The sequence below is a fragment of the Candidatus Didemnitutus sp. genome, assembly GCA_019634575.1.
Classification (GTDB): Bacteria; Verrucomicrobiota; Verrucomicrobiia; order Opitutales; family Opitutaceae; genus Didemnitutus.
The window spans coordinates 3487718-3506759 of the sequence record JAHCAY010000001.1 but is presented as its reverse complement, the minus strand read 5'-3'; the positions used below and the strand labels follow the sequence as shown (position 1 = coordinate 3506759).

Below are 19042 nucleotides of genomic sequence, written 5' to 3'. Positions count from 1 at the left end.
CGGAGCGCTCTGCGCAAAGGCAGCCCTGTCCGAGATTCATCCGCGCTTTACGCATGTCCCCCACGCCCGATTTCGCCGCCCTCCGCACGCAGACCGAACAGCTCTTCGCCGCCGGCCCCGCCGCCGACAAGGCCGCCGCCCGCGCGCTCTGGTCCGAAGTCCGCTCCGCGCTGAACGCCGGCCTCATCCGCTCCGCCGAGCCCGACGCCGCCTCGCCGACCGGCTGGAAGGTCAACACCTGGGTGAAGCAGGCCATCCTCCTCGGCCTGCGCCACGGCGACATGGCCGACGTGAGCGGCGCGTTCCCCTTCTACGACAAGGACACCCTGCCCGTCCGCCGCCCCGGCCTCGCCGCCGGCGTGCGCATCGTCCCGGGCGGCTCCGCGATCCGCGAAGGCGCCTACCTCGCCAAGGGCGTCATCTGCATGCCGCCGATGTATATCAACCTCGGCGCCTACGTCGACGAGGGCACCATGGTCGACTCCCACGCGCTCGTCGGCTCGTGCGCGCAGATCGGCAAGCGCGCGCATCTCTCCGCCGCCGCGCAGATCGGCGGCGTCATCGAGCCCGTCGGCGCGCTGCCGGTCATCATCGAGGACGACGTCCTCGTCGGGGGCAACACGGGCATCTACGAAGGCGCCATCGTGAAGACCCGCGCCGTCATCGGCGCCGGCGTCGTGCTCACCGGCTCCACGCCGATCTACGACCTCGTCAACCAAACCATCATCGCGCCCACCGCCGGCTCGCCGGTCGTCGTCCCCGCCGGAGCCGTCGTCGTCCCCGGCGCGCGCACCGTGAAACGCGCGCCCGGACCCGAGTGGGGCCTCTCCGTCGCCACGCCGGTCATCGTCAAATACCGCGACGAGAAGACCGACACCCGCACCGAACTCGAAAGCTGGATCCGATGAGCACCGCGACCCAATCCTCCGCCACCTTCGACGCCGTCGCGTTCGCGCGCGGCCTGATGGACATCGATTCCACCACGGGCAAGGAAGCCGCCGTCGGCCGCAAGCTCGCCGCCGATCTCCGCGCGCTCGGCTGGCGCGTGCAGGAACAACCGGTCTCCGGCGAACGCTTCAACATCCTCGCCACCGTCGGCGAGCCGAAGGTCACGTTCTCGACCCACTTCGATTGCGTGCCGCCGTATTTCCCGAGCCGCGTCGAAGGCGACAAACTCATGGGCCGCGGCGCGTGCGACGCCAAAGGCATCCTCGCCGCGCAAGTCGCCGCCGCCGAGCGCCTGCGCGCGGCGGGCGAGACGCGCGTCGCCCTGCTCTTCGTCGTCGGCGAGGAACGCGGCAGCGACGGCGCCAAGCGCGCCAACACGCTCCCGAACCAATCCAAGTTCCTCATCAACGGCGAACCCACCGACCTGCGCCTCGGCACCGCCACGCGCGGCGGCGTGCGTTTCCGCCTCCATGCCGACGGCCGCGCCGCGCACTCCGGTTACCCGGAGCTCGGCGAATCCGCGACTGAGAAGCTCCTCGACTGCCTCGAAATCCTGCGCCGCGCCGAGTGGCCCGACGATCCGGTGCTCGGCCGCACGCATTTCAACATCGGCCTCCTCAGCGGCGGGGTCGCGCCGAACGTCATCCCGCCGCACGCGCACGCGGAGCTGTTCTTCCGCACGGTCGGCGACGCCGACATCATCCGCCGTCGCGTGCAGGAACTGGTCGGCGCGCGTCTGCGCGTCGAGGAAACCGCCTTCGTGCCGCTCGTGCGCCTGCATACCGTCGCCGGTTTCGAGCAGGCCGTGTTCTCCTACGCGACCGACGTGCCGTTCCTCGACAACTGGGGCACGCCGCTGCTCTTCGGCCCCGGCTCGATCCACGTCGCGCACACCGACCACGAGTTCCTCTCGATCGCCGAACTCCACGCCGCCATCGACGGCAACGTGCGCATCGCGACCGAGCTGCTCGCCACCGCGTAAGCGCGAGAGCGCCGCCGCAGTGGCGGCAAGATTTCCGTCGTAATCGCCCACGAGGCCGTCTGACTGTCGACCGCGTTTTGCAGCGGGCCAACGCGAAGTGCACCTCGATTATGAAACTCGTGTCTTTTCTCCCGCTGCTCGTCAGCATGACCACGCTCGCGGCCCGTTCCGCCCCTGATCCGGTCCCAGCAAAATTCTTCGTCAACGCGCCTTTCGGTGCGGCCTGCGAAACCGCCGCCGCCGAACACAAGATCGTCTTCATCGACTTCTACACCACCTGGTGCGGTCCCTGCAAAATGCTCGACGAGTCCACTTGGACCGATCCGACCGTCGTCGCGCTCCTGACCGAAAAAACCGTCGCACTGAAGATCGATGCAGAGAAAGAGCGCGCACTCGCCAAACGCTACAAAGTCGATTCCTACCCGACGTTGCTTCTGCTCAAGCCCGACGGCACCGAGATCGATCGCCTCGTCGGCTATCGGGAGGCGGCAAAGTTCATCGAGGAGTTCAACGCCGGCTTGGCGGGCAAAAGCGCCCTCGCCCGCGCGCGTGAGGCAATCGTCAACGCCCCGAACGAGCACGATCGCGTGCAAGCGCGCTATCGGCTCGGCGATGAACTCGCCCGCGCCGGGCAGCCGGCGGCCGCACTTGCCGAGTATCTCTGGTGCTACGACGAGGGCATGGTGTCGGTGCCGTCGTTCGCCGGCGTGCGGCTGAGTTATCTGCTCACGTCGATCGCGAACCTTGGTGAGCAACATCCGGCCGCGCGCGGCGCGTTGCTGGAACGGCGTGACGCCGCACTTGCCCGCGCGCAGCAATCAAATGCCCCGCTGAAGAGTTTAATGGAGCTGGTCGCGCTCAACCGAGTTCTGGGAAGCTCCGCCGAAAGTCTAAAGTTCCACGACTCGTTACCAGCTGGCAACCCGCGGAAGGCGCAATTGGCCTCGTTACTCTTCGAGCCACTCCTCGCGGAACGCCGCTACCGCGACCTCGTTGCCGGCATGTCATTTGCCGAAGCATCCAAACGACTGGAGGGCTACGCCAATTTACCGTCCAACGGCAGCACCGAGATCGCACGCCTGAATCGTCTGCTCGCGCAGAAGACGTTCGGCAACTTCATCGAGGCTTTCGCCGGCGCGGGCGACCTCGAGCATGCGAGAATGCTGCTCGATCGTGCCGTCGCATTCGACGGTTCAGCGGAGGCGAAGCAACTCTATCGCGAACGGCTCTCCCGCGCGGGACATCCCGAGCTCTTGCCTGAGTGAGGAGCGCGAGCATCGCTCGCGCGCTCATTCTACTTCAGCAATCGCTGGCTCGCTGCGCTCTCGTGCACCCAGAAACGGTGCACCGTCAGCGGGCCGAGCCGCAGATCGTAGCCCCACTCCGTGTCGACGATCGTCGGCGCGCCGAACGCGCCGGTTTCCTTGATGCGGCTCCAGGTCTCGTTGGCGAGGCAGCGGGCGTTGTGAAACGCCGCTTCCACGTCGCGATAGGAACCGCAATTCGTCGAGCGCTGCGTCGGCGTGCTATCCGGTCCGGTTTCCAGGGAAAACTGGATCACCGTGAACGTGGAGGGGGTGTCTCCGGACAGGGCCATGCCCGGACAGATAGCCAGCCGCATGCCAGCGGCCAGCACAAAGTGAGGCATGCGCCGCCGCTCACGCTAGAGCAAGCGGCGGAGGGGAGACTCCCTGTGTATCCTCTTCCACGTCGCGGTGGGCAGCGAGCTTGCTCGCGCCGTTTCCCGCTCCGCAGGCCGGTTGGGCACGAGCAAGCTCGCTGCCTACGGGGCGCGGATCGAAGAAAGGTGCTACGGCTTCGGCACGCTCGCGACGACTTCGTCCGCCAGCGCGGCCACCGCCTGGCTGAGACCGCGCGCCAGCTGGCCGTAGTCGTTGCCCCATGCGGTCGCCGGCGCCGTGAACTCGCGGCGCACCACGAGCTCGGGCTTGTCGCCCACGCGCAGCAGCTCGATCACCGCCACGAAGCGCACGCCTTGGGCCGAGCCCTCCGCGTTGAGCACGCGGACGGTGAGGTCGTAGTCGCGCGGCAATTGCGCCGGGAACGGATACGCCAGCACGTTGGCGCGCGCCGCGAGGTGCTCGCGCAGCACGCGCGCGACGCCGGCATCGAGCGGCTCGGCCCAGAACGCATCGGGCGCGTAGCTGACTTCGTTTTCCCCGCTGCGCAGGGCAATCGCCTTGTGCTTCAGGTAGGCCGGCACCTCGACCGGGCGCAGCCCGAGCTTCACCGCCCCGGCCGGCGGCGCTTCGGCGGCGGGATGAGCCTCGAGCACGAAGTAGCGCGCGCTTTCCGGGCGCGCCTCGGGGAGGACGTTGCAGCCGGCGAGGCCGGCGACGCATCCCACGACAAACCAGACGGTGCGGAAATTTTTCATCGGAGATTCGCTCTTGAGGTGGTCGCCGCGTGCGCCGCGCCAGGGCTGGAAGATGTCATGGCTGTTCGCGCTTCTGCGCTCCCGCACGATTGCGGCCGACGAGCAGTGCGTTCGGGTTGCGTTCGAGGAGTTCCGCCAGGCGCTGAATCGCGCCGGCGGCATCGGAAACCTGCTGCAGCGTGCGCGTGACGTCCTCGCCGAGGTAGCCCTGCGACTGGACGAAACGGCGCGTGGTCAGCGCGGCGGCATCGATCTGCTTCAGCGCCGCCTGCGCGTCGGCGAGGGTCTGCTTCAGCTCGCCGCTCACCGGCTGGACCTGCGCATCGAGCTTCGCGATCAGCGCCTGTGTTTCGACGATGGTGCGGTTGAGGTTCACCATGACCGCCTTCGCCTCGGGCGAGCCGGCGAACTTTTCCACGGAGTCCGCCGCGCGGCCCACGCGCTCGGTCAGCGCCTTCACGTCGAGGTCGGCGATCTTCTGGTTCGTCGTGGCGAGGAGCGTTTTCAGCTCCTTGCTCAGGCCGGCGAAGTCGACGCGTTTGATGTCGGCGACGATCTCGACGATACTGCTCTGCACCTCGGCGATGGGCGACTTGATGGCGGGGATGGCGGGATACGGCTCCACCGCGTTGCGCTTCGGCGCGGGATACTCGCGCGGGTCCTCGAAGCTCAACTCGACGAACAGCAGGCCGGTGATGCCCTGGAGGTTCAGCTTCGCGCGCATGCCGCGCTCGATGAGATTCTGGAGCTCGACGGGATTCGTGAGTTCGATGGTGTTGCCGTCGCGGTCGGTGAGGACGTTGCGGTCGATCTCGCAGATCGTCTGGACGAGCGCGAGGCGCGTGGCGGAGTCGTAGCGGACGTTGATCGCGGCGACGCGGCCGATGCGCACGCCGTTGACCTTCACCGCCGCGCCGGGATCGAGGCCGCTGACGGATTCGTCGAAATACACGACGAAGCGCGTGGGCTTGGAGAAGAAGTTCGTCCCGCCGAACGAGACGAACGCCAGCAGGCCGAGCAACACGGCCCCCAGGACGAACATGCCCACGGCGGCGGGACTGAAGCGGGATTTCACGGGGTTGGGACTCCTTTTTGCCCGGCGGGCTCCATGCGTCTATTCAAAAACTCCCTCACGCGCGGATCCTCGCTGCGGTCGCGCAGCTCCCGCGGGTCGCCCTCGGCGATCACGCCCTTCGTCTCGCGGTCGAGCAGGACCACGCGATCGGCGATGCCGTAGATGCTCGCGAGCTCGTGCGACACGACGACGATGGTCGTGCCGAGCGTGTCGCGCAGCTGGAGGATAAGCTCGTCGAGCTTCAGCGACGTGATCGGATCGAGGCCGGCCGACGGCTCGTCGAAGAACACGATCTCCGGGTCGAGCGCCAGCGCACGCGCGAGTCCGGCGCGTTTCTTCATGCCGCCCGAGAGCTCCGACGGATAATAGTCCTCGTAGCCCGCGAGGCCGACCTGGGCGAGTTTCAGTCCGACGATGCCCGCGCGCTCGCGGCGCGAGAGGTCGGTGTAGAGTTCGAGCGGCAGCGCGACGTTTTCGCCGACGGTCATCGAGCTCCACAGCGCACCGCCCTGATAGAGCACACCGAAGGAGCGCAGGAACGCCTTGCGCTCGCCCGGCCCCGCATGCGTGAAGTCGCGCCCGAAGTAGCGCACGCTGCCCTGCGGCGGCTGCTGCAAGCCCACCAGATTGCGCAACAGCGTGCTCTTGCCGCAACCCGAGCCGCCGATGATGAAGAACACCTCGCCCTTCTTCACCGCGAACGAGACGCTCTCGAGGATCACGCGCTCGTCGTAGCGCGCCTGCAGGCCCTCGACCTCGATGGCGAATTTTCCGGTGACGGGCGCGGAGGGTTTGACGGCGTCGCTCATGTCACCAGCCGAGAATGTTGAAGATCACCGCGAACACCGTGTCCAAGACGATGATGAGCAGGATGCCCGTCACGACCGCGCGCGTCGCCGCCGCGCCGACGCCCGCCGCGCTGCGCTCCGCCTGCAGGCCGCGCAAGCACCCGGATAAACCGATGAGGATGCCGAACACGCCCGCCTTGATCAGGCCGACGAACAGGTCCGACAGGTCGACGATCGTCTTCGTCTCCGCCCAATAGAGACTCGCCGGGATGTCGAGGATGCCCGCCGAAATCACGAGTCCGCCAAGGATGCCGAGCACGTTCGAGTAGAGCGCGAGCAACGGCATCATCAGGAACAGCGCCGCCATGCGCGGCATGACGAGGAAATCCACCGGCGACACGCCGAGCGTCTCGAGCGCGTCGATCTCCTCGTTCGCCTTCATGTTGCCCAGCGTCGCCGCGAACGCCGCACCCGTGCGGCCCGCGAGCACGATCGCGGCCATGAGCGGCCCCATTTCGCGGATCACCGCCACGCCCACCATGTCCGCCACATAGATGTCCGCGCCGAACTGCCGCAGCTGCACCGCGCCCTGATACGCGAGGATGATGCCCACGAGGAAGCTGATCAGCCCCACGATCGGCAGCGCCATCGCCCCGCACTGCTGCATCTCGTGGATGCAATCGCGCCAGCGGAACTGCGCCTGTCCGCGGAAAAACCGCGCGATGCTGAACACGCATTCGCCCACCAGCCGCGAGATGTCGCGCAGCTCGCGCACGAGGCCGGTCGCGAAATTTCCCACCGCGGTGAACAGGTCCGGCAGCGCCGCATCCTCGTGCTTCGGCGCCTTCGGCTGGCCCAGCTGCAACACGAGCTGGTCGACGCCGTGCGGCAGGTCGACTGTCTCGAACTGCGCGTGGATCGCCTCCGCGCCGCGTTTCGCCTGCCCGACGAACAGCGGCAGCGCGCTGTCCCAATCCGTCACGCCCCGCCCCTCCACGCGGATTTTCTTCGGCGGCTCCTTCGTGCCCGTCGCCTCCATCGCCTCCTCCGCGAGATCGTGCCAATCCGGCCGGTCCGCCGTGATCTGCCAGCCGCCACCCACGACGACCGTCAACACGCCGTCCGCCAAGTGAGCTTCGGCTCGGGCGGTGGCGGCGGCATCGGGCATCCGCCCACTTTCGCCCGGGCAGCCCGCGGCCACCAGAACTTTTTCTCCGGACCGGTTGATCGGCGCCGCGGCCCGATTCGTCGCGACGGCGTCCGCACTGGGCTTTTCGCGCTCGCCCCACCGAAGAAATCCCCACCCTCGCTCCGATGAAATCGCTGCATGCCCTCGCCTTCGCGTCGCTCACTGCCGCCGTCCTGGCCGCCGAACCGGCGCCGCTGCACGATGCCGTGACCCGCTTCCACACCGCCGCCGCGGAAAACCTCCCGGCCGCCTACCGCGCCGCCTTCGCCGACGACGGCATCCTGATGTTTCTCCACGCCCGCGGCCGCGCGGAGCTCGACGACGCGCTCGCCCACCGCATCTCGCCGACGGCCAAATTCACCGCCACCAGCACCGAAGAAATCGAGGCCGCGTCGCACGACGTCGGTTTCGTCCGCGGCGACTACCGGCTGGAGTTCACCCGCAAATCCACCGGCGAACACATCCGCACCGACGGCCGTTTCGTCGAGCTCTGGCGGAAAAGCGCGGACGGCGAGTGGCAGCTCTTCCTCACCAACTGGGCTGGCGTCCAGCCCGCCGCACCGACGCCGTCCGACGCAGCGACGTTTCCCGCCGTTGCCGCCACCCGCGCCGTCCTGACCGGGTCGCTGCAGCACGCCGAGAACCATTTCCTCGCGGCGGCGAAACAGGGCATCGCGAGCGCGTTCCTCGCCCACATCGCGCCCGACGCCCTGATCATGTTTCTCGACGCCGAGGGTCAGCGCCGGATCGAGGAAGCCGTGGCGACCAAAATCCCGCGCGACGCCAGGACCTTCGGCGAAGCCGAAATTCTCGTCGAATCCGCCGCCCACGACCTCGGCTGGGCGTGGGGCCCGTATCGCTTCGCCGCGACGGTCGACGCCAAGCCCTTCGAATCGCACGGCAAGTTCGTGACGGTCTGGAAGCGCTCGCCCAGCGACGGCGCGTGGCGCATCGCGCTCGACCACGGCACCCAGGATCCGGAACCGGCGCCGCCCGCACCGGCCGCGACCGACGCGACGAAGAAAAGCTAACACTCGCGCAGTTTTCCGGCTGGCGGCCGCGATGCGACGAGCGTTGCCTGAAACGCTCATGCGCCTGCGCACCGTCCTCTTCGACCTCGACGGCACCATCGTCGACCAATTTCACGCGATCCACCGCTGCCACTCCTTCGCCATGCAGCAGCTCGGGCTGCCCGCCCCGACCTTCGACCAGGTCAAACGCGCCATCGGCCGCGGACTCGACGACGCCATCCGCGATCTCGCCGGCGAGGCCAACGTGGCGCGCATCCTGCCCATCTACCTCGAACACTGGCACGCCACGAGCCTGCAGGACGCCGCGATCTTCCCCGGCACGCTCGAACTGCTCTGCGCGCTGCGGGCCCGCGGCGTGAAATGCGCCGCCCTCACGAACAAACGCGGCGACGCGTCGCGCGAAGTCTGCGCGCACCTGAAAATCACGCCCCAGCTCGACGGCATCTTCGGCGCCGGCGACACGCCCTGGCTGAAACCGCAGCGCGAATTCGTCGACCACGCCCTGCACGCCCTCGGCGCGACGACGGCCGAAACGGCGCTGGTCGGCGATTCCATCTACGACGTCGCGACCGCGTTGAACGCCGGGCTCGCCTTCTACGGTGTCACCACCGGCACGCACGACGCGCCCGCGCTGCGCGCCGCCGGCGCGACCGAAATTTTCCCCGACCTCCCGTCCACCGCGCCGGCGGTCCTCGCCCGCTGCTGAGATTTCGTCCTTCGGGCAATTTTGCGTAATACGCAAAATTACCCCGCCGCAAACCCGCAGCCCCACGCCCGCCGCCGCGCTCCCACAACCGCGCGTCCGCCTCGCCCGCGGCCGAGCCACGCGGCCCCGCCCGGCCGTTCATTACGTAATACGTAATGTCGCCGCTCACGCCGCCGCTCACGCGCTCCGCCGGCGCGGTCGCGAGGAATGCCTTACTTGCCTTGCCGCGACCAAGTGACTTCCGATTCCAACGCGTGCAGCGACAGCACCATTTCGCGCGCGAAATAGATCAACGAGCCGAACAGGAGCACGATCGCACCGAAGAAGAACGCGAACACCAGCACCTCGCCGCCGATCTTCAGCACCGCCGTGGCGAAAATCATCATGATGAGCAGGCACGCCGAGAGCATGCTCAACACCGTCCACATCACGGACGAGCGGATCAGCCGGGTGCGGACCGTGAGCACCGTGAGCTGCTCCTCGATGCGCGCGCTCGTCTGCTCGGGATGCTCGCGCAATTCGCGGGCCAGCGCCCGGGTGCGATCCACGATGCGTCCCATGCGATTCGACAGCGTCAGCAGCAACATGCCCGCGCCCGAAATCAGGATCACGGGAGTGACCGAAGCCTGGATGACGGGCAACATGCTCGGAGGAATAGCGTCCATGGCTCGACGCTAGGTCCGCCACCGGGCGGCGCAATGCCCGGCTTCGTCACGAATGCGCGCCCGTTGCCAGAGCCAGCGCATGTCCTGCCGTCGGCGCCCCGGAACACGCGTCGGACCGCGCGCCGCCCCCGCTCACTGCCGCGGCAGTCCCTTCGCCCGGTCGATCTGCAAACGCAGCGCATGCAGCGCGGAGAAGATGTCGCGCAGGAATTCCGCCAGCGACGCGATGAGCAGCACGATGCTCAGCCCGAACAGGAACAGCACCACCTCGCGCACCCGCCACTCGAGCAGCGCGCCGCAGAACAGCGTCACGATCAGGAAGCACGATGACAACATGCTGAATCCCGCCGCCGTCACCGCACGCCGGATCATGATCGAGCGCGCCCACATGATCTCGAGTTGATCCTCCAAGTGCTGGCGGGTCTCGCCGCCAGCCTCGGGAATCGCCTCCGCCAGCTGCCGCGTGCGATCCACGATGCGTCCCATGCGGTTGGTCAGCACGATCATCAACGCACCCATGCCCGACAGCAAAATCACCGGCGTGATCGCGAGCTGGATGATCGGCAGGAGCGACGAGAGCGATTCCATGCCGGCGAGATTGCCCGCCGCCCCGCGCGTCGCAATCCGCTTATCGCGCGCCGAACGTCATCGCCATCGCCAGCGCACCCGGCAGCGCCTGCACGAAGAGAATCTTCCGGCTCGCCGTCGCCGCGCCGAACACGCCCGCCACCACGACGCAGCCGAGGAAGAACACACGCACCGCGAAACCGAGTTCGCCCGCCGCCGCCATGCCCCAGACGAGACCCGCCGCGAGGAAGCCGTTGTAGAGCCCCTGATTCATCGCGAGCTTCCGGCTCGCCGCGGCGAACTCCGGCGTCAGCCCGAACACGCGCCGCCCGTAAGGCGTGTTCCAGAGGAAAATTTCCAACACGAGGAAGTAGACGTGCAGCAGCGCAACGAGCGCCGTGAGGAGCGTGGCGGCGAGGGACATGGCCGCACGGTGCCGCGTGGGCCGCCGTTCGCCAAGCGCCGAAACCGCTCGCGTCCCCACGACGCGCTCGACGCGGGCGCTCCGCCTCGCCCCCCGTCTACTCCGCACGCCGCCGCTGAATCACCAGCTGCGACGTCATGTGCTGCACGGTTTTCCCGTCCTGATTGTAGGTCCGGCTGCGCAACGTCAGCCGCCCATGCGTGGGGCGTCCGGGCATTTCGCTCTTCGCCACCACTTCCTGCGCGACACGCAAGCGGTCGCCGGGCCGCACCGGCCGAGGGAAACGCAACTCCTCGACCACGTGCCCGATCACGCCGCCCGCGACCTGCATCTCGCCCTGCACCATCAGGCGCATGCTCACCGCCGCCGTGTGCCAGCCGCTCGCCACCTGCTCGCCGAAGAGCGAATCCTTCGCCGCCACCGGATCGGTGTGGAACGGCTGCGGATCATACTGCCGCGCGAACGCGACGATCTCCGCGGCGGTCATTTCGTATTCCGCGGTGCCGAATTTCTGTCCGGGTTGCAGGTCTTCCCACGTGAGCATGCGCCGCAGCGTGCGCGTTTCGCGCGGGTTGTCCAACGCCGCGTTGAATTTCGCCGCCGCTGTGCTTTGCTCGCGACTGCGCCGGGCCAGCGCGCTCACCATCATGAAAAAAATCCTGTTCCTCCTCGCGTTCGCCGTCGCAGCCGGCGCTCGCGCCCAAACTCCCGCTCCGGCGCCCGCGCCCGACGCCGCCAAGCTCGCGCTCGCGCGCGAAGTCATCGCCGCCATGCAGGCCGACAAACTCATCGACCGCATGACCGGCCAGATGAAGCAAATGGCCACGCAGATGGCCGGCGCTTCCGCCAACCTGTCACCCGAGAAACGCGCCCGCGCCGAGGCGCTGCAGGGGAAAATCATGGCGTTGAGCGTCGACATGACCAAGTCGCTGCTCACGAAAATGGACACGATCTACGCCGACGTTTTCACCGACGCCGAGCTGAAAGCCATGAAGGCGTTCTACACCTCGCCCGAAGGCGCCAGCGCCCAACTCAAGCAGGCCGAAATCGCCAAGCGCCTGATGCCGGCCGTGCAGGAGATGCAACGCGGCCTGATGCCGAAGATCCAACAGATCATCGCCGACGCGCAGGCCGAGGAAGCGAAAGCCGACGCGGCCGCTGCCGCCGCCGCGGCCGCCGCCAAGCCCGCCGAGCCGGCGAAGTGATTCGCTCCGCCCGCGCCCACCGCGCTACCGCCCGCCGCCTTTCGCGGCGGGCTTTTTCTTTTCCGGATACGGCACCAATCCCATCTGCCGCAACCGCGCCTGCACGCAGGCCTCCGGATCGCGTTTCGCGCGCCGCACCGCCGCGCGCACATCGGCGCGGAGCTCCGGATGCCGCTTCGCCGCGAACCACAGCGCGTTCAGGCTCCACACGCGGACCGTCGCTTTCGGATCATCCAACTGCTCGCGCAAAAAACTCGTCACCTCCGCCGGAGCCAGCTCGATCAACTCCGGTTTCTCCGCCCAGAGCTGGCAGAGAATCAGCCGACCGAGGTGCGAGCGCACGCCGTCCAAACCATCGACGACGATCGTCCACGCTTCCAGCGGCGGCAGCCCGCCGTCGCTCAACCAGCGCCGCAACAGCCAGGCGCCCGTCCACTCGAGCGCGGGCGAGCCGCTCACGATCGCCTCCGCCACAGTCTGCGCGTAACGTGCATGCGTGCAGTTCCGCTCATGCCACTGCCGCAACTGCGGCACGGAAATCCTCGGTTCGGTTTCGAGCTCGTCGAGCAGCATGCTCTTTTTTCAATCAACCGCCCGACCGGAGCGAGCCTGCTTGTGGATCAAATCGCATTGCCTTTTGCAGCATCTCCCATGCGTGACGGCCTCGAACTCAATCTCTTCGATGAAGAAATCTACTCTGGCCTCACGGGGTCCGCGTCTCTTGACGCCCGAAGGAAAATCCCTTCGCTCCCCTCCTTCATTTTCCAACTTTCATGAAAGTCACCATGCTCCCGCGCCTCCTCGCCCTTCTCGTCGCCTTCGCGGTCACCAGCTCGCTCCACGCCAGCTTGGTGACTTTTAGAGACAACAATATGACCGTGCACCGCGGTCATGTTGATACTTCTACCGGACAAAACGTGGACGCCAACGAAACGCTGCAGTTTCGGGGCAGCGATGATACCATGACGTTCACCGACCTCGATGCGCAGGGCAACACCACGGTCGCCGCGCTCAGCGGTCAGGTCACGGTGAAGCTCGCCAACGGCCAGTCGGTCACGATCGATGCGGGCACGGGCGTCGTGATCAGCTCCACCGGCTTCGCCTCCGCGCCCACCAGCCTTTCGTCCTTGGTGAAAAGCAACCCAGCCCTCGCCACCAACCTGGTCGCGGCCGTTACCGATGTCGCCAAGCTCTCCGGCAACACTCCCGCCGCTCTCACCCAGCTGGCCCTCGTGGTCAAGGTCGTCGCCACCGCCGTGCCGGAGCAAGCCACCACCATCGTGCGGAATGCGGTCTCGGGCCTCGGCTCCGCCGGCACCGTCACAGGTGAGACCCTGAATCAGGCTGTCGGCGCCGTTGTCCAAGCCACGGCCCAAGGTTCGGGCGCCACCGTGGCCGCGCTCACCGCTGCGGCCACCACCGTCCCGGGTGTTACCGTGACGCCGACCACCAATACTCAAGTCCTCAACGAAATTCTCGATCCCCTGACGCCCGTCGAGACTCCCGTGATTAACGTGCCGGCCAGCCCGAACTGAGCGCCTAGCCGAACTCTTTCGACCACCACAGGCCGGGCCATCGAGGTCCGGCCTTTCGTTTGACCGCATCCCCCGCGCTCCGCGCTTTTCTTTCCAGTCCACGTCGCCAACCTCTTGCTCTCGTGGCGGCCCCCTCCTCCAACTCCCTTGTCGGCGTTCTCGAGCGCATCATCTTCTTCAACGAGGAGAACCACTACACCATCGCCGAACTGCGCCCCGACACCGCCGAGCGCGCCGAGGATCGCGTCACCATCGTCGGCACGCTCCCCGGCGTGCAGTGCGGCGAGACGCTCCAGCTGACCGGCGAGTGGGTGAAACACGCGCAGCACGGCGCGCAATTCAAGATCGCCGCGCACAAGAGCGAGCTGCCGTCGTCCGTCTACGGCATCCGCAAATACCTCGGCAGCGGCCTCGTCCCCGGCATCGGCAAGGTCTACGCCAACAAGATCGTCGACGCGTTCGGCACCGACACGTTCCGCGTGCTCAGCGAGGAATCCGGCAAGCTCCGCAAAGTCCCCGGCATCGGCAAGGTCCGCGCCACCGCGATCAAGGCCGCGTGGGACGAGCAGAAAACCCTCCGCGAAGTCCACATCTACCTCCAAACCTACGGCGTCACGACTTCGCAGTGCGTGAAGATCGTGAACAAGTTCGGCGCCGCCGCGCAGCAGATCATCCGCGAGGAACCCTACCGCATCGCGCGCGAGATCGACGGCATCGGCTTCAAGACCGCCGACCGCCTCGCCATCAATCTCGGCTTCGCCAACGACGCCGCGCCGCGCCTCGACGCCGGCCTCATCTACGCACTCGAGACATTGCAGGAAGACGGCCACACCGCCTACCCGCGCGAGGAGCTCGTCACCTACACCGCCACGCTGCTCGAGACGTCCGCCGAGCGCGTCGAGGCGCGCATCGACGCCTTGATCGCGCAGAAAGCCATCGTCGCGCACGGCGCCGGCAAAGCGGCCTTCATTCAGCTCCCCGCCAACTCACGCGCGGAACAGAAAATCGCCGACGTCGTGCGTCGCCTCGGCGCGCACGCCAGCGGCCTGCCGCCGATCAAGGTCGACGCCGCCGTCACGTGGGCGCAGGAGAAGGCCGGCTTCGAGTTCCACGGCCTGCAAGCCGCCGCGATCAAAAACGCGCTCACGCACAAGTTCACCATTCTCACCGGCGGACCGGGCACGGGCAAAACCACGATCTTGCGCGCGCTCGTGGACATCCTGAAGGCCAAGAAAGTCCGCGTGACCCTCGCCGCGCCCACCGGCCGCGCCGCGCAGCGCCTCGCCGAGACGACCGGCGGCTTCGCCTCGACGATCCATCGCCTGCTGAAGTTCGAGAACGGCGCGTTCACGGTGAACGAGTCGCATCCGCTCGCGACCGATTTCCTCATCGTCGACGAAGCCTCGATGCTCGACGTGCGCCTCGCTGCCGCGCTGCTGCAAGCCGTGCCGATCCGCGCGCACCTGCTCCTGGTCGGCGACATCGACCAGCTCCCGAGCGTCGGCGCCGGCAACGTGCTGAAGGATCTCATAGCCGTCAGTGCTCAGCTCTCAGCCCTCGGCTCTCAGCTTCCGGTGACTCGTCTCTCCTTCGTCTATCGGCAGGGCAAAGAAAGTGCCATAGTCACCACCGCGCACGCCATCAACGAAGGCCACGCGCATCCGCCGCCCGTGCACACCGAGGTCGAAAAGGCGCAGGCGTGGAGCGACCTGAACTTCATCGCCGCCACCGACGCCGAGGATTGCCTCGCGAAGGTCATCGAGCTCACCACGCGCTTCATCCCGGCGCATTTCAAGTGGTTCAATCCGATCACCGACGTGCAGGTGCTCGCGCCGATGCACAAGGGCACGGCCGGCGTCGCCAACCTCAACACCCGCCTCCAAGCCGCGCTCCGACCCTGGAAGGTGGGCGCCGACGTCCCCGGCGGCGCCGAGGTAGCCCGCGACCTCCGGGCGCGGGAGAACGAGCCCGCCCGCGGCATCCGCACAATCAACGGCACCTTCGAAGTCGGCGACAAACTCATCCAGCTGCGCAACAACTACGACAAGGGCCTCTTCAACGGCGACATCGGCACCATCGTCAGCACCGATCTCACCAAGGGCACGCTCATCGCCGACTTCGACGGCGAGCAGCACGTCTTCGAGCGCGGCGAGATGAACGAGGTCGCGCTCGCCTACGCCATCAGCATCCACAAGTCGCAGGGCAGCGAGTATCCCGTCGTGATCGTGCCGCTGCTCAAGGCGCATTTCATGATGCTCCAGCGCAACCTCGTCTATACGGCGATCACGCGCGGCCGGAAAAAGGTCTTCGTCGTCGGCGAACCCGCCGCCTACTCGATGGCCGTGCGTAACGCCGAGTCGAAGCAGCGGTGCACCCACCTCCGGGAAAAGATCGTCGCCGACCGCTGACCCGCCCGGCCCCGCCGCCGCATTGACCCACGCAGACGCACCCACCGGCGGGAGCGGATCGCCACTCCGCTCCGACCTGCTCCGCGCAGCGACGTGCGATTCGTCGCACGCTTGGTGCCGAGCGGCCCGCAGGTCGTCGCAAATCGCTCGACGCGTCACGCCGGCGCGGAATTCTCGCGCGCCATGACCCCACGCCGCCTCCGTCCCGCGCTCCTCGCGCTCGTGCTCCTTCCCTTCGCCGCGCTCGCTCACGCCGCCGATCCCGCGCCGGCCCACGCCCCGTTCCCCGAGGATTTTCTGCAATGGAAACAGGTGAAGGCACCGGACTTCACGAAGGTCCCCGCCGGCCAGAAGCCCACCCAAGCCGGCTTCGTCTACGCCAATCCCGCCGCCCTCGAAGGCCTGCGCACCGGCAGCTATCCGGAAGGCGCCGTCCTCGTCTTCGACATCTTCAAGGTCGTCACGCAACCCGACGGCTCCCTCGCCTGCGGCGAACGCGCCTCGACCAGCACGATGGTTCGCGACGCCCGCTTCGCCGAGACCGGCGGCTGGCAATTCGAGGACTACGACATCGCCTCGCACGCCGCGCTGGAAATGAACGCGGCCCAGGCCTGCTACGCGTGCCACACGAAGGTCGCTCCGCGTCAGTTCGTCTTCACGCGGCTGAAGTCCTGATCCGGCTCGTCTCGGGCCGCGGGATCGATTGACTCCGGCGATGCGCCTCGCACGCCTCGCCATGCTTACCGCCGTCGCCACCGCTTCCGTCTTCGCCAACCCCGCCGAGTTCTGGCTCGACCTCGTCACCGGCGAGGAGGCCGGCAACGCAGAGGTGTTCGCCGATCTGGCGAAAGCCGACGTCGTCTACGTCGGCGAATCGCACACCATCGACCGTCACCACGCCGTCCAGCTCAGCGTGCTACAGGAACTCCACGCCCGCGGCCGCGCGCTCACGCTGTGCATGGAGCAGCTCGAAGTGCGCGATCAGCCGACGATCGACCGCTTCAACGCCGGCGCGCTCACCTTCGCCCAACTCGCCACCGAACTCGCGTGGGAGAAGAAGTGGAAAAACTACGCCGACTACCGCGCGCTCTGCGAATTCGCGCAGCAAAACTCCATCCCCGTCCGCGCGCTCAACGCCCCGCCGGACGTCATCCGCGCCGTCAGCCGCGGCGGTGGCCTCGCGAAGCTCCCACCCGAGCAGCGTGCCACACTGCCCGCCGACATCGAACTCAACGACGCGCCCTACGAGCGCCTGCTCAATCTCCAGCTTGCCGTGCACATGGCCATGGACCCCGCGAAACTGCGCCCGGTCTTCGAAGCGCAAGTGGCGCGCGACGAGACCATGGCCGCCAACATCGCCGCCGCCCGCGCGCTCATCGGCCCGGACGGCACGCCGCGCGCCGCGGTGGTCGTCGCGGGCACCGGCCACGTGCGCTTCGGCCTCGGCACGCCGGATCGCGTCCGCCGGCGCCTGCCGGGCATCGTCGACCGCATCGTGCTCTCGACCGAGAGCGGCCAGCTCAAACTCACCGCCGCCGACAAAGCCGCGATGCGCGACATCGAAATCTCGCACGCCGACCTCCGCGCCCTCGCCCGCCCGCCCGGCGATTACCTGCGCGTGCTGCCGCTCGCCGCGGCCACGCCCACGCCGTAGCGCTTCGCGCATGATCGCGCGGGGGGGCGATGCTCGAGCAAGCGCTCCACCGCACCGCGCGCTGGTCGCCGAAAGTGTTCGTCCGCGCCGCGCGATCTACTCGCCCTTCTCGGCGGCGAGTTCCTTCGGAACCTCCACCTGGTGGCCGGTCAATTTCGCGAGCAGCTCCCAGATCGTCCGGCCGGTCGCGTATTGGGTCACCATGAATCCTTCCTGATTGATGACCCACACGCGCGGAATCGAATCCACGCCGAAGCGCTGCCCGATTTCGTTTTTGCGGCCCTTGCCGTCGTAATACTGCGGCCACGTCATCCCCAGCTTCTTCGTCGCCTCGATGAACTGCTCGCGCGTGCGATCCGCCGGGTTGCGCTGAGCGCCCTCCTTCGGCGCCTGGTCGAACGAGATCCCGACCATTTCCACGCCGAACGGCTGGAAGGCCGCGTAGGCCGCCTTCGTGTTCGGCAACTCCTGCAAACACGGTCCACACCACGTCGCCCAAAAATCGACGATGACCACCTTGCCGCGCAGCTTCGCGAGATCGAACTCGCGGCCGTCGACCGCCACGAACCTGAGGTCCACGGGCTTTCGGCTCGCCGCGATCGCGGTCAACTTGCCGCGCGCCATCTCCGCCAAGGCCGGGTTGGATGACGCCGCGAGCTGGTTCAAATAGACATCCGCCTGCTGCGGACGCTGCTGCACCAGGACCTCGACATACTGGCTTTCGTTGGCCACGGCGGCGGGGGACTCCGGCTCACGACGAGCGGCCTCGTCGATCGCCTGCCGCCAGCGAGCGAGCGCCGCATCCGTCTGCTCGGGAAACTGCTCGATCAGGAACGTCGCATACTGGTGCTCCAGCATCACGACCATCGCTGAAGTCGGTGCCCGGCGTGCGAAGCGATCCAAGGCCTCCCGCCACGGCGTCGGCACGAATTTTCCCGTGCGCTCCGCCTCCTTGTAGACGGCGACGCGGGCAAGCACGACCTGCATCATCGCAAATTCCTCCACCTGCTCGGCCGGCACTCCGGGCGTGTCCAGAATCTGCCGCTCACAGTCTTTGCGCAGGGCATTCCACGCCAGCTGATCCGCCGCGGCGGTCGGCCCCTCGAAGCGACGTTCGCTGAGCGCAATTTTCTGCATCGCTTCCCAGCGACGGGCATCGTTCGGGGCGTGCGCGATGAACTCGGCCGCAGCCACGGCGATAGCCGAGTTGGTCTGCTGACGCGCGGCCTCGCGTGCCGCCCGCTGTTCCTCCGTCTGCTGCGGCAGGCTCGTCCACGCGAACTGAGTCGCCTCGACGCTTTTGAATTTCGTGTAGGCGGCGTCAGCCGCCGAAGGGTCATCACCCCGCGCCACGCCAGAGAGGAGGACGACGGCGCACGCGATCGCTAGGCTATATTTTTTCATAGAAATCTCGTTCGGAGCGGAACGCGCAGATTGAGCACCCGCGTCGCAAGAATCTAAAAACGC

General features: G+C 67.5%; 21 protein-coding genes. 10 read left to right on the top strand and 11 right to left on the bottom strand.

Features of this window, described 5'->3' with window-relative positions; translation table 11 throughout:
* The first annotated feature begins 53 nt into the window (after positions 1 to 53).
* The 3 genes from KF715_14615 to KF715_14605 all read left to right on the top strand — a co-directional run bounded on the left by KF715_14615 (position 54) and on the right by KF715_14605 (position 3195).
* Entirely contained in the window at positions 54 to 908 is an 855-nt protein-coding gene (locus KF715_14615; GenBank protein MBX3737926.1) for a 2,3,4,5-tetrahydropyridine-2,6-dicarboxylate N-succinyltransferase, read from the top strand.
* Positions 905 to 1930 (top strand): M20/M25/M40 family metallo-hydrolase, encoded by a 1026-nt coding sequence (locus KF715_14610; GenBank protein MBX3737925.1) that lies wholly within the window; start codon positions 905 to 907, stop codon positions 1928 to 1930. The genes KF715_14615 and KF715_14610 overlap by 4 nt, the downstream gene beginning before the upstream one ends.
* A 110-nt stretch (positions 1931 to 2040) precedes the next feature.
* Positions 2041 to 3195, top strand: a complete 1155-nt coding sequence (locus KF715_14605; protein ID MBX3737924.1) for a thioredoxin family protein — start codon at positions 2041 to 2043, stop codon at positions 3193 to 3195.
* 29 nt (positions 3196 to 3224) lie between these two features.
* Here the strand turns inward: KF715_14605 and KF715_14600 are convergent, their stop codons facing one another.
* The 5 genes from KF715_14600 to KF715_14580 all read right to left on the bottom strand — a co-directional run bounded on the left by KF715_14600 (position 3225) and on the right by KF715_14580 (position 7359).
* The gene (locus KF715_14600) at positions 3225 to 3527 is read right to left on the bottom strand and encodes a hypothetical protein (GenBank protein ID MBX3737923.1); all 303 of its coding nucleotides are present in this window, start codon (positions 3525 to 3527) and stop codon (positions 3225 to 3227) included.
* Positions 3528 to 3740: 213 nt separating this feature from the next.
* Positions 3741 to 4328: a membrane integrity-associated transporter subunit PqiC gene (locus tag KF715_14595; protein MBX3737922.1), complete on the bottom strand. Its 588-nt coding sequence runs from the start codon at positions 4326 to 4328 to the stop codon at positions 3741 to 3743.
* 55 nt (positions 4329 to 4383) lie between these two features.
* Positions 4384 to 5403: an MCE family protein gene (locus KF715_14590; GenBank protein ID MBX3737921.1), complete on the bottom strand. Its 1020-nt coding sequence runs from the start codon at positions 5401 to 5403 to the stop codon at positions 4384 to 4386.
* A complete protein-coding gene (locus KF715_14585; GenBank protein MBX3737920.1) occupies positions 5400 to 6212 on the bottom strand; it encodes an ATP-binding cassette domain-containing protein in 813 nt (270 codons plus the stop codon). Before KF715_14585 ends, KF715_14590 begins: the two co-directional genes overlap by 4 nt.
* A gap of 1 nt (position 6213) precedes the next feature.
* Positions 6214 to 7359 (bottom strand): ABC transporter permease, encoded by a 1146-nt coding sequence (locus KF715_14580; GenBank protein ID MBX3737919.1) that lies wholly within the window; start codon positions 7357 to 7359, stop codon positions 6214 to 6216.
* Between the two features lie 146 nt (positions 7360 to 7505).
* On the opposite strand from KF715_14580, the gene KF715_14575 reads away from it, so the two are divergent.
* Positions 7506 to 8411 (top strand): nuclear transport factor 2 family protein, encoded by a 906-nt coding sequence (locus tag KF715_14575; GenBank protein MBX3737918.1) that lies wholly within the window; start codon positions 7506 to 7508, stop codon positions 8409 to 8411.
* Between the two features lie 58 nt (positions 8412 to 8469).
* The gene (locus KF715_14570; GenBank protein MBX3737917.1) at positions 8470 to 9117 is read left to right on the top strand and encodes an HAD family hydrolase; all 648 of its coding nucleotides are present in this window, start codon (positions 8470 to 8472) and stop codon (positions 9115 to 9117) included.
* Positions 9118 to 9329: 212 nt separating this feature from the next.
* Here KF715_14570 and KF715_14565 read toward each other — a convergent pair whose 3' ends face one another.
* From KF715_14565 to KF715_14550, 4 genes are all read right to left on the bottom strand, one after another.
* A complete protein-coding gene (locus KF715_14565; protein ID MBX3737916.1) occupies positions 9330 to 9782 on the bottom strand; it encodes a DUF2721 domain-containing protein in 453 nt (150 codons plus the stop codon).
* 132 nt (positions 9783 to 9914) lie between these two features.
* The gene (locus tag KF715_14560) at positions 9915 to 10370 is read right to left on the bottom strand and encodes a DUF2721 domain-containing protein (protein MBX3737915.1); all 456 of its coding nucleotides are present in this window, start codon (positions 10368 to 10370) and stop codon (positions 9915 to 9917) included.
* Between the two features lie 40 nt (positions 10371 to 10410).
* The gene (locus KF715_14555; protein MBX3737914.1) at positions 10411 to 10773 is read right to left on the bottom strand and encodes a DUF1304 domain-containing protein; all 363 of its coding nucleotides are present in this window, start codon (positions 10771 to 10773) and stop codon (positions 10411 to 10413) included.
* A 97-nt stretch (positions 10774 to 10870) separates the two neighbouring features.
* Positions 10871 to 11422, bottom strand: coding sequence for a MaoC family dehydratase (locus KF715_14550; GenBank protein MBX3737913.1), 552 nt, complete (start codon positions 11420 to 11422; stop codon positions 10871 to 10873).
* Here KF715_14550 and KF715_14545 point away from each other — a divergent pair.
* Positions 11421 to 11978 carry a DUF2059 domain-containing protein gene (locus KF715_14545; protein MBX3737912.1) on the top strand — a complete coding sequence of 186 codons (558 nt, stop codon included), beginning with the start codon at positions 11421 to 11423 and terminating at the stop codon, positions 11976 to 11978. The genes KF715_14550 and KF715_14545 overlap by 2 nt on opposite strands.
* Before the next feature lie 24 nt (positions 11979 to 12002).
* On the opposite strand, the gene KF715_14540 is transcribed toward KF715_14545, so the two are convergent.
* Positions 12003 to 12551, bottom strand: coding sequence for a hypothetical protein (locus KF715_14540; protein MBX3737911.1), 549 nt, complete (start codon positions 12549 to 12551; stop codon positions 12003 to 12005).
* 200 nt (positions 12552 to 12751) lie between these two features.
* Here KF715_14540 and KF715_14535 point away from each other — a divergent pair, with 200 nt between their 5' ends.
* From KF715_14535 to KF715_14520, 4 genes are all read left to right on the top strand, one after another.
* Positions 12752 to 13513: a hypothetical protein gene (locus KF715_14535; GenBank protein MBX3737910.1), complete on the top strand. Its 762-nt coding sequence runs from the start codon at positions 12752 to 12754 to the stop codon at positions 13511 to 13513.
* Between the two features lie 59 nt (positions 13514 to 13572).
* Positions 13573 to 15921, top strand: coding sequence for an ATP-dependent RecD-like DNA helicase (locus KF715_14530; protein MBX3737909.1), 2349 nt, complete (start codon positions 13573 to 13575; stop codon positions 15919 to 15921).
* 183 nt (positions 15922 to 16104) lie between these two features.
* On the top strand, positions 16105 to 16596 hold the full coding sequence (locus KF715_14525; protein ID MBX3737908.1) for a cytochrome P460 family protein: 492 nt from the start codon (positions 16105 to 16107) through the stop codon (positions 16594 to 16596).
* 40 nt (positions 16597 to 16636) lie between these two features.
* Entirely contained in the window at positions 16637 to 17575 is a 939-nt protein-coding gene (locus KF715_14520) for a ChaN family lipoprotein (protein MBX3737907.1), read from the top strand.
* 96 nt (positions 17576 to 17671) lie between these two features.
* Here the strand turns inward: KF715_14520 and KF715_14515 are convergent, their stop codons facing one another.
* Positions 17672 to 18979 carry a TlpA family protein disulfide reductase gene (locus tag KF715_14515; GenBank protein MBX3737906.1) on the bottom strand — a complete coding sequence of 436 codons (1308 nt, stop codon included), beginning with the start codon at positions 18977 to 18979 and terminating at the stop codon, positions 17672 to 17674.
* Positions 18980 to 19042 lie beyond the last annotated feature (63 nt).

Coding starts and splice junctions, on each gene's coding strand:
- KF715_14615 (MBX3737926.1), top strand. CDS start 54: ATGTCCCCCACGCCCGATTTCGCCGCCCTCCGCACGCAGACCGAACAG.
- KF715_14610 (MBX3737925.1), top strand. CDS start 905: ATGAGCACCGCGACCCAATCCTCCGCCACCTTCGACGCCGTCGCGTTC.
- KF715_14605 (MBX3737924.1), top strand. CDS start 2,041: ATGAAACTCGTGTCTTTTCTCCCGCTGCTCGTCAGCATGACCACGCTC.
- KF715_14600 (MBX3737923.1), bottom strand. CDS start 3,527: ATGGCCCTGTCCGGAGACACCCCCTCCACGTTCACGGTGATCCAGTTT.
- KF715_14595 (MBX3737922.1), bottom strand. CDS start 4,328: ATGAAAAATTTCCGCACCGTCTGGTTTGTCGTGGGATGCGTCGCCGGC.
- KF715_14585 (MBX3737920.1), bottom strand. CDS start 6,212: ATGAGCGACGCCGTCAAACCCTCCGCGCCCGTCACCGGAAAATTCGCC.
- KF715_14580 (MBX3737919.1), bottom strand. CDS start 7,359: ATGCCCGATGCCGCCGCCACCGCCCGAGCCGAAGCTCACTTGGCGGAC.
- KF715_14575 (MBX3737918.1), top strand. CDS start 7,506: ATGAAATCGCTGCATGCCCTCGCCTTCGCGTCGCTCACTGCCGCCGTC.
- KF715_14570 (MBX3737917.1), top strand. CDS start 8,470: ATGCGCCTGCGCACCGTCCTCTTCGACCTCGACGGCACCATCGTCGAC.
- KF715_14565 (MBX3737916.1), bottom strand. CDS start 9,782: ATGGACGCTATTCCTCCGAGCATGTTGCCCGTCATCCAGGCTTCGGTC.
- KF715_14560 (MBX3737915.1), bottom strand. CDS start 10,370: ATGGAATCGCTCTCGTCGCTCCTGCCGATCATCCAGCTCGCGATCACG.
- KF715_14555 (MBX3737914.1), bottom strand. CDS start 10,773: ATGTCCCTCGCCGCCACGCTCCTCACGGCGCTCGTTGCGCTGCTGCAC.
- KF715_14545 (MBX3737912.1), top strand. CDS start 11,421: ATGAAAAAAATCCTGTTCCTCCTCGCGTTCGCCGTCGCAGCCGGCGCT.
- KF715_14550 (MBX3737913.1), bottom strand. CDS start 11,422: ATGATGGTGAGCGCGCTGGCCCGGCGCAGTCGCGAGCAAAGCACAGCG.
- KF715_14540 (MBX3737911.1), bottom strand. CDS start 12,551: ATGCTGCTCGACGAGCTCGAAACCGAACCGAGGATTTCCGTGCCGCAG.
- KF715_14535 (MBX3737910.1), top strand. CDS start 12,752: ATGAAAGTCACCATGCTCCCGCGCCTCCTCGCCCTTCTCGTCGCCTTC.
- KF715_14525 (MBX3737908.1), top strand. CDS start 16,105: ATGACCCCACGCCGCCTCCGTCCCGCGCTCCTCGCGCTCGTGCTCCTT.
- KF715_14520 (MBX3737907.1), top strand. CDS start 16,637: ATGCGCCTCGCACGCCTCGCCATGCTTACCGCCGTCGCCACCGCTTCC.
- KF715_14515 (MBX3737906.1), bottom strand. CDS start 18,979: ATGAAAAAATATAGCCTAGCGATCGCGTGCGCCGTCGTCCTCCTCTCT.